The 6,874-nt window shown below is 41.0% G+C and carries 8 protein-coding genes; 5 read left to right on the plus strand and 3 right to left on the minus strand.

Annotated elements, in window-relative coordinates; genetic code table 11:
- Positions 1-106 precede the first annotated feature (106 nt).
- Positions 107-1,411 (minus strand): ATPase, encoded by a 1,305-nt coding sequence (locus L4C33_RS18030; RefSeq protein WP_428813793.1) that lies wholly within the window; start codon positions 1,409-1,411, stop codon positions 107-109.
- A gap of 264 nt (positions 1,412-1,675) precedes the next feature.
- On the opposite strand from L4C33_RS18030, the gene L4C33_RS18035 reads away from it, so the two are divergent.
- The 3 genes from L4C33_RS18035 to L4C33_RS18045 all read left to right on the plus strand — a co-directional run bounded on the left by L4C33_RS18035 (position 1,676) and on the right by L4C33_RS18045 (position 3,542).
- On the plus strand, positions 1,676-1,906 hold the full coding sequence (locus tag L4C33_RS18035; RefSeq protein WP_428813794.1) for a TIGR02647 family protein: 231 nt from the start codon (positions 1,676-1,678) through the stop codon (positions 1,904-1,906).
- A gap of 168 nt (positions 1,907-2,074) precedes the next feature.
- The gene (locus L4C33_RS18040; protein WP_428813795.1) at positions 2,075-2,914 is read left to right on the plus strand and encodes an NAD(P)H-binding protein; all 840 of its coding nucleotides are present in this window, start codon (positions 2,075-2,077) and stop codon (positions 2,912-2,914) included.
- Positions 2,907-3,542, plus strand: a complete 636-nt coding sequence (locus tag L4C33_RS18045; RefSeq protein ID WP_428813796.1) for a YdcF family protein — start codon at positions 2,907-2,909, stop codon at positions 3,540-3,542. The genes L4C33_RS18040 and L4C33_RS18045 overlap by 8 nt, the downstream gene beginning before the upstream one ends.
- A gap of 97 nt (positions 3,543-3,639) precedes the next feature.
- Here the strand turns inward: L4C33_RS18045 and L4C33_RS18050 are convergent, their stop codons facing one another.
- Positions 3,640-4,218: a thymidine kinase gene (locus L4C33_RS18050; protein ID WP_428813797.1), complete on the minus strand. Its 579-nt coding sequence runs from the start codon at positions 4,216-4,218 to the stop codon at positions 3,640-3,642.
- A 107-nt stretch (positions 4,219-4,325) separates the two neighbouring features.
- On the minus strand, positions 4,326-5,708 hold the full coding sequence (gene cysS, locus L4C33_RS18055; protein ID WP_428813798.1) for a cysteine--tRNA ligase: 1,383 nt from the start codon (positions 5,706-5,708) through the stop codon (positions 4,326-4,328).
- A 189-nt stretch (positions 5,709-5,897) separates the two neighbouring features.
- On the opposite strand from cysS, the gene L4C33_RS18060 reads away from it, so the two are divergent.
- Positions 5,898-6,392 carry a peptidylprolyl isomerase gene (locus tag L4C33_RS18060; RefSeq protein WP_428813799.1) on the plus strand — a complete coding sequence of 165 codons (495 nt, stop codon included), beginning with the start codon at positions 5,898-5,900 and terminating at the stop codon, positions 6,390-6,392.
- A 67-nt stretch (positions 6,393-6,459) separates the two neighbouring features.
- Positions 6,460-6,874, plus strand: a 415-nt coding sequence (lpxH, locus tag L4C33_RS18065) for a UDP-2,3-diacylglucosamine diphosphatase (RefSeq protein WP_428813800.1), incomplete at its 3' end; no start/stop codon positions are given.

Genomic DNA, 6,874 nt, shown 5'->3' on the forward strand with positions numbered 1-6,874 from the left:
ACCGTTAATAGTAGAAAGAAGAATTAAGCGAGTGAAGCAATTTGATTTAGATCAACAGATATTAAAAAAGCGCCCTAAGGCGCTTTTTTATACTCAATAGTTTGAGCTATACAGCATCTTTCTGCGGTACTTCTGGAATTATTTGCTCAGTCGTATGTTCAGGTTTTGGTTCCAAACTATTCTCCACCGGTACAACTTCAGTTTCCGTAACAACTTTATTGTCCAGGTTTTTCAAACTTGATACTAGAGCTTCCAAGCTTGAAATATGAGCATCACTTCRATCAACTTGCTTAACAAGCATCTCACTTTGCTTGCTTGCCTCATCCAGCTGATTTACAAAATCTTTATTCTCGCTTTCAAGCTTTACAACTTTCGCTGTCAGCTTGTCTATTTGAGCCAATAAGTCTTTAGTTTTATCTGCCATTTTTAAAGTATCAATACTCGCGACAATACTTTCTGATTGCTGGTTCAATGCCGTATCACGATAGTCACCACCATCAATCACTGTTGATATCGCCAGCAATCGGTTTTCCATATCTAATACAACTTGTTCGAATGCTTCATCATCTACACTAGCGATCAATTTCACTTCTTGAGCAACACTTCTTACATGATCTAACTCGAACTCCGCTTTTGCCACAGATGCTTCAATAACTTCAATAGCTCGAGGGTTCGATGTTATTTCATTTTCTGTGAGTTCAATTTGCGTGGTTGCTTTGGCAATAGTGAGTGGAACGACCTCATCAAAGTCTTCATCTATTAGCAACTCTAGTTGAGTGTTAAGTGGTTTAACAAACTTATGTCTCATCACTTTAACTTCAAGCTTCTTTGCTTCATTTAAGAAGTTCACTTGTTCTTCTTGTGCATTCTCTAGTTCGTCTAGCAGTACATAGCTAAAAAGCTCACTGTAGTCCGAGTACAGGCGCTTATAACTAGATGGGAATAATGTCTTAGCTTCCAAATAATCTAAATATTCTACCTGTTCAATTGCTACCGCTAAGATCGTATCTGCCTTTTCCTTTAGTGAACCAATCGCGTCATAATTTTGCTGAACAACTACAATATGTTCATCAAACGCTTCAGCGTAAGTTTGGCTAGAAAAGATGGAATAGTCTTTATTGATAAGCTCAGGTTTTTCTACAAGTGCCGTATAGATTTCTTGAGCATCATTCCAAGCATCCGCAAGTTCACCGTAATTTTCTGGCGCGTAGATATTTAACTGTTCCATATCAATAAGGTTCGCTGACCATTGTAGAAAAACACTCTCTACAGACTCAAATGAGCGATTCTGCTTTGATGTAACAACACCAGCATTGGTTTCTGCACTTTCATTGGGAACAGAAGAAGTGCTCTGGCATCCTGCAACACTGAATAAAGTGGCTACGACTAACGCCAACTTTTTGTTTTTCATACATCATCCTTTAGACGTTATATCCACATGCGAGATAAGAAACCGTAAAATATTATTCAAGACTATATTACAGCACCTCAAAAATTGACATAGCTCAAAAAACCAAACGAACAGTTTCCAATCAATATGTTCATCAATTAATAAAATTACGGTTATTAATTCCACATTTCAGTTCCACATAACAAAACTATTTATTGGTTATTGCGAGAAGTATCTTTGAGCACTAAGGTGAAGTTATTGAAACTCATGAAATAAAGGCTAAGTATGAAATATAACGAAGAGCACATTGCAGATTTAAACCTTCTTCTTCAATTTGATATCAGCAGTTCAGCTACAGGGATCAAAGTTCATCAAGAAGCCACTTCACAAATGCAAGAAGCAGTGGCTCGCCTATATGAAAAAGGCTTATGCACTCTTCCAGACGGTGGCTACCTAACAGACGAAGGTATTCAAACCGCAGAGCGCGCAGACAAACTACTACGCATACTGAAGTAGTCACTAAATTTGATTAAAAACTCCACTTGCTTCGGCTGTGGAGTTTTTTCATTTTTGGTCAAAGGTTTGTTAGGCTTAAGGTTGCGAGAGCAAATAACTTCACGGTTTATTTGCTTGAAAATGGATGAAAACGACAACCCTGTTGTCATTGAGAATTGTGAGGGAAATATGGCATCTATTCTTCTTGTCGGTGCAGGTTGGGTTGGCGCCCCGTTAGCTCGTCATTTAGCGAGTAACGCTCATAACGTAGTGATGACAAAAACTACACAGCAAGGTGCTGACCTGGCGAGTACAAGTCAACTACCATGTAAGGTGTTTAGCTTTAGCGAACAAGTTGATAGTGTGACGCCACTTTATTCACTGTTGCTGGATAACAATATAGAAGTAGTGATTGGTAGCTTTCCCCCAGGTTTTAGAAAGGGGGCTGGGCGCGAATATTCGGAATACTGGCTTCAACTCGTTACAGCCTGCCAAAAAGCCAATATTAAAAAAGTCATCATGGTGAGTTCAACCACTGTGTATCCAGCGAAATCTGGAGTTCTCTATGAAGACGACGCGTCATTAGCACAAGTAAAAAATCAAAAGTCGTTATTTTCAGAAAGTGCTGAAACCATGCTTAGTGCCGAGCAGCACCTTATAAGCTCAAATATTGATTACACGATACTTCGTTTCAGCGGATTAATTGGTCCTAATCGCCACCCTTCCCGCTTTGCAAGTAAACTCAAACAAGTCAGCTCGCAGGCACCGGCTAACATGCTGCATTTAGATGATGCGATCAGTGCGGTCGATTTTGCGATCACGAATATTCACAACGAAATAGTTAACGTCACGACTCCTAACACGGTAAGTAAGGCTGAGTTCTATGCTGCAGCTCTAAAGAGTGCCAGCAGTAAAGAGCCACTGCCTACTATTGTTGATACTCCTGATAAATTGGTTTCGTCGAAAAAGATCATCGAACTTGGCTTCACTTTCAAATTCAACTCAACGTTGGACGCTTTAGATGACTAGATTACATCGCTCTATCGATACTCTATGGGATTTCATGTGTATGAAACATGAAGTCGTAAAGTCAGACTGTATTTTCGTCTTGTGTAGCAATGATACTCGCGTTGCCGAATACGCAGCTTCTCTCTATCACCAAGGTATCTCGCCCTATATTGTATTTTCAGGAGGGCTAGGTCGCTTTACAGCTGGGAAATTTGAACGCTCAGAAGCAGAGGTTTTCGCTGCAATAGCGCGTGATTGCGGTGTGCCAGACTCAGACATCATCACCGAGAAGCATGCTACAAATACAGGTGAAAATGTACGTTTCACTCATCAACTATTGGCAGACCTTAAACGGCACCCTAAGCGCCTAACCTTGGTACAAAAGCCCTTTATGGAAAAACGTACCTTTGCCACGTTCTCTAAACAGTGGCCAACGAACTACGAAGATATACGTGTAAGCTCTCCTTGGCAGCACTGGGTTGATTACTATAATGAAGACTTACCGTTAGACATGGTATTAACCGCACTCGTGGCAGACTATGAACGCATTAAGAGCTACCCTGAACATGGGTTTCAAATTGAGATGGAAATACCGCCAGTCGTCGATGAGGCTTATCGAGCAGTGAAAGCAGCTGGGTTTGGGATATAGCGCATCAATGCGCGGTAAACCTTTTCAAGGCCTTAATTTATTGAACGAAAAATAAAAAAACGGTGACTTTTCAGTCACCGTTTTTAGTTTTCGGTATTTATTTACCTAGCGCTTCTTTGTAGTGCAAGCGACACACTGACACGTATTTGTCGTTGYCGCCTATTGCGACTTGATCGCCTTCAGCAATCGCAACGCCATATTCATCTGTTCTAATAACCATATTAGCTTTACGACCACAATGACAAATGGTTTTAAGCTCAACCAGTTTATCAGCCCAAGACAATAAGTATTTACTACCTTCAAATAGCTCGCCTAGGAAATCAGTTCGTAGACCATAGCAAAGAACTGGAATATGCAGCTTATCAACAACTTCAGTTAATTGATAAACCTGCTCTTTCGATAAAAACTGGCACTCATCAATAAGAACGCAATGGCGCTTCTCTACTTCATTCAATTCCGCAATGGCTTCAAACATATTAGTCTCGTTTTTAAACAATTGAGCTTCTGACTGAAGGCCAATACGAGAACTCACTTTACCAAGGCCATAGCGATCATCTAACGCTGCGGTAAAAATCACAGGCGTCATGCCACGTTCTTGATAGTTGAAAGAAGATTGTAGAAGTGTTGTAGACTTACCCGCGTTCATCGCTGAGTAATAAAAATACATCTGAGCCACAGAGATATTCCTGTTAATTAAAAGTTGAAGATAAAAGCAAAGGTGGAATTAGAGAGTTTTTGCTAGAAAAAAGGGCTGAGAATCAGCCCTTTTTATATTTATAAGACTTACTTACGACGCCAAGTCGTGCCCTCAGGGGCATCTTCAAGAACAATACCAAGCTCGTTCAACTTGTCGCGTGCTACGTCAGCATTTGCCCAATCTTTTGAAGCACGAGAATCGTTACGAAGTTTAATAAGCGCTTCAATCTCAGCAACTTCATCGTCGTTACCAGCATCACCTTTTAGGAACGCTTCAGGATCTTGATGCAGAATGCCGATAACGTCAGCTAACTCACGTAGCAACGCACCTAGTGCACTTGCTTTCTCAACGCTTTCGCCTTTGATACGGTTGATCTCACGCGCCATTTCGAAAAGCACTGAGTAAGCTTCAGGGGTATTGAAATCATCGTTCATCGCTGTAGAGAAACGAGTCACGTATTCTTCACCACCAGCAGGCGTAGCATTTAAATCAAGACCACGTAGCGATGTGTATAAACGCTCTAGAGAAGCACGTGCTTGATTCAAGTTTTCTTCACTGTAGTTCAGTTGGCTACGGTAATGACCTGACATTAAGAAGTAACGAACCGTTTCAGAATCGTAATGCTCTAGTACATCACGGATGGTAAAGAAGTTACCTAATGACTTAGACATTTTTTCTTTATCAACCATAACCATGCCACTGTGCATCCAAGTATTCACATACTGAGTGCCGTGTGCACAGCAAGATTGCGCAATCTCGTTTTCATGATGAGGGAACTGTAAATCAGAGCCGCCGCCGTGAATATCAAAGTGATTACCCAAAATTGAAGAGTTCATTGCTGAACATTCAATATGCCAACCAGGACGACCAGCGCCCCAAGGTGATTCCCATGTAGGCTCACCTGGCTTAGACATTTTCCAAAGCACAAAATCTAACGGGCTACGTTTTGCTGATTCAACATCAACACGCGCACCAGCTTGCAGTTGGTCAAGGTCTTGCTTCGAAAGCTTGCCGTATTCGTCGAACTTTCTCACTTCAAACATAACGTCGCCATTGCTTGCTACGTATGCAAAACCGCGTTCAATTAGCTTCTCAACTAAAGCGATGATCTCAGGAATAAACTCTGTCGCACGAGGTTCAACATCTGGACGCTTCATATTCAGCGAATCAAAGTCGTTATGCATTTCAGTAATTAAACGCTCTGTTAGTGAGTCGCAAGATTCACCATTTTCATTAGCACGCTTAATGATTTTGTCATCGATATCAGTAATGTTACGAACGAATGTTAGGTCATAGCCTAAGTAGCGCAGGTAACGAGATACAACGTCGAAAGAAACGAAAGTTCGTCCATGACCAATGTGACAGAGATCGTAAATGGTTACCCCACAGACATACATGCCGACTTTGCCAGCTGTAATTGGTTTGAATTCCTCTTTCTGTCTTGTGAGTGTGTTATATATCTTCAACATGATCTCTATCTATATTATGTATGAACCAAATAAGGGGGCAGTATATCAACTCCTTAGATATTAGGTAATACCTAACGGAAGTAATTCCCTGAATCTAACTGCCTAACTGAGTAATTTGATGATTTGAAAGTCACTCAACATGCGCTAGAATTCACACTTCATATTAAAAAAGACAGTAAGGTAACAATCATGATCATCCTTCACACAAATTTTGGTGATATCAAAGTTCAACTAAACGAAGAAAAAGCACCAGAAACTAGCGCAAACTTCCTACAGTATTGCCGTGACGGTTTTTACGACAACACACTATTCCACCGTGTTATCGATGGTTTCATGATTCAAGGCGGCGGCATGACTTCTGGCCTTAAAGAGAAAACAACTCGCGCAACTATCAAGAACGAARCTAACAACGGCCTAGCTAACAAAGTAGGTACTCTAGCAATGGCTCGTACTATGGAACCGCATTCAGCAAGCTCTCAGTTCTTCATCAACGTGAACGACAACTCTTTCCTAAACTTCCGTAGCGAAAGCCTAGACGGTTGGGGTTACTGCGTATTCGCAGAAGTTGTTGAAGGTATGGACATCGTAAACAAGATCAAAGGTGTTAGCACTGGCTCTATGGGTATGCACCAAGACGTACCTCTTGAAGAAGTAATCATCACTGGTACTACGATCGAAGCTTAATCGAAGATACAAAGATATGGGGAGCTAATTAGCTTCCCTTTTTTTTACCTAACCGACTGACTTATTAATGAAAACTTACTTTATCTCTGACCTTCATCTAACTCCTGCTCGTCAAGACATTACTCAATGCTTTTTAGACTTCATGCGAAATGAAGCAATAGACGCCGACGCTGTGTACGTTCTTGGTGACTTATTTGAATTTTGGGTTGGGGATGACGATAACTCTGATTTTGCTAACTCCGTACGAAGTGTTTTCAAATCTTTAACGTCATCGGGGATCCCATGTTATTTCACGCAAGGGAACCGAGACTTTTTAGTCGGGAAAAAGTTTGCGAAACAAACGGGGATTACTTTACTCGATGAAGTCTCCACCATAGACATATATGGTAAGCAAGCCGTAGTGTTGCATGGCGATACATTGTGCACCGATGATGTAAAATATCTCGCCTTTAGAGAAAAAGTGCATCAGCCATGGCTACAAT

It is taken from the genome of Vibrio makurazakiensis, assembly GCF_050337375.1.
GTDB classification, from domain to species: Bacteria; Pseudomonadota; Gammaproteobacteria; order Enterobacterales; family Vibrionaceae; genus Vibrio; species Vibrio makurazakiensis.

Bases quoted from the DNA above. Each gene is read 5' to 3' on its own strand.
- L4C33_RS18035 (WP_428813794.1), top strand. From the start codon at position 1,676: ATGAAATATAACGAAGAGCACATTGCAGATTTAAACCTTCTTCTTCAA.
- L4C33_RS18040 (WP_428813795.1), top strand. From the start codon at position 2,075: ATGGCATCTATTCTTCTTGTCGGTGCAGGTTGGGTTGGCGCCCCGTTA.
- L4C33_RS18045 (WP_428813796.1), top strand. From the start codon at position 2,907: ATGACTAGATTACATCGCTCTATCGATACTCTATGGGATTTCATGTGT.
- cysS (WP_428813798.1), bottom strand. From the start codon at position 5,708: ATGTTGAAGATATATAACACACTCACAAGACAGAAAGAGGAATTCAAA.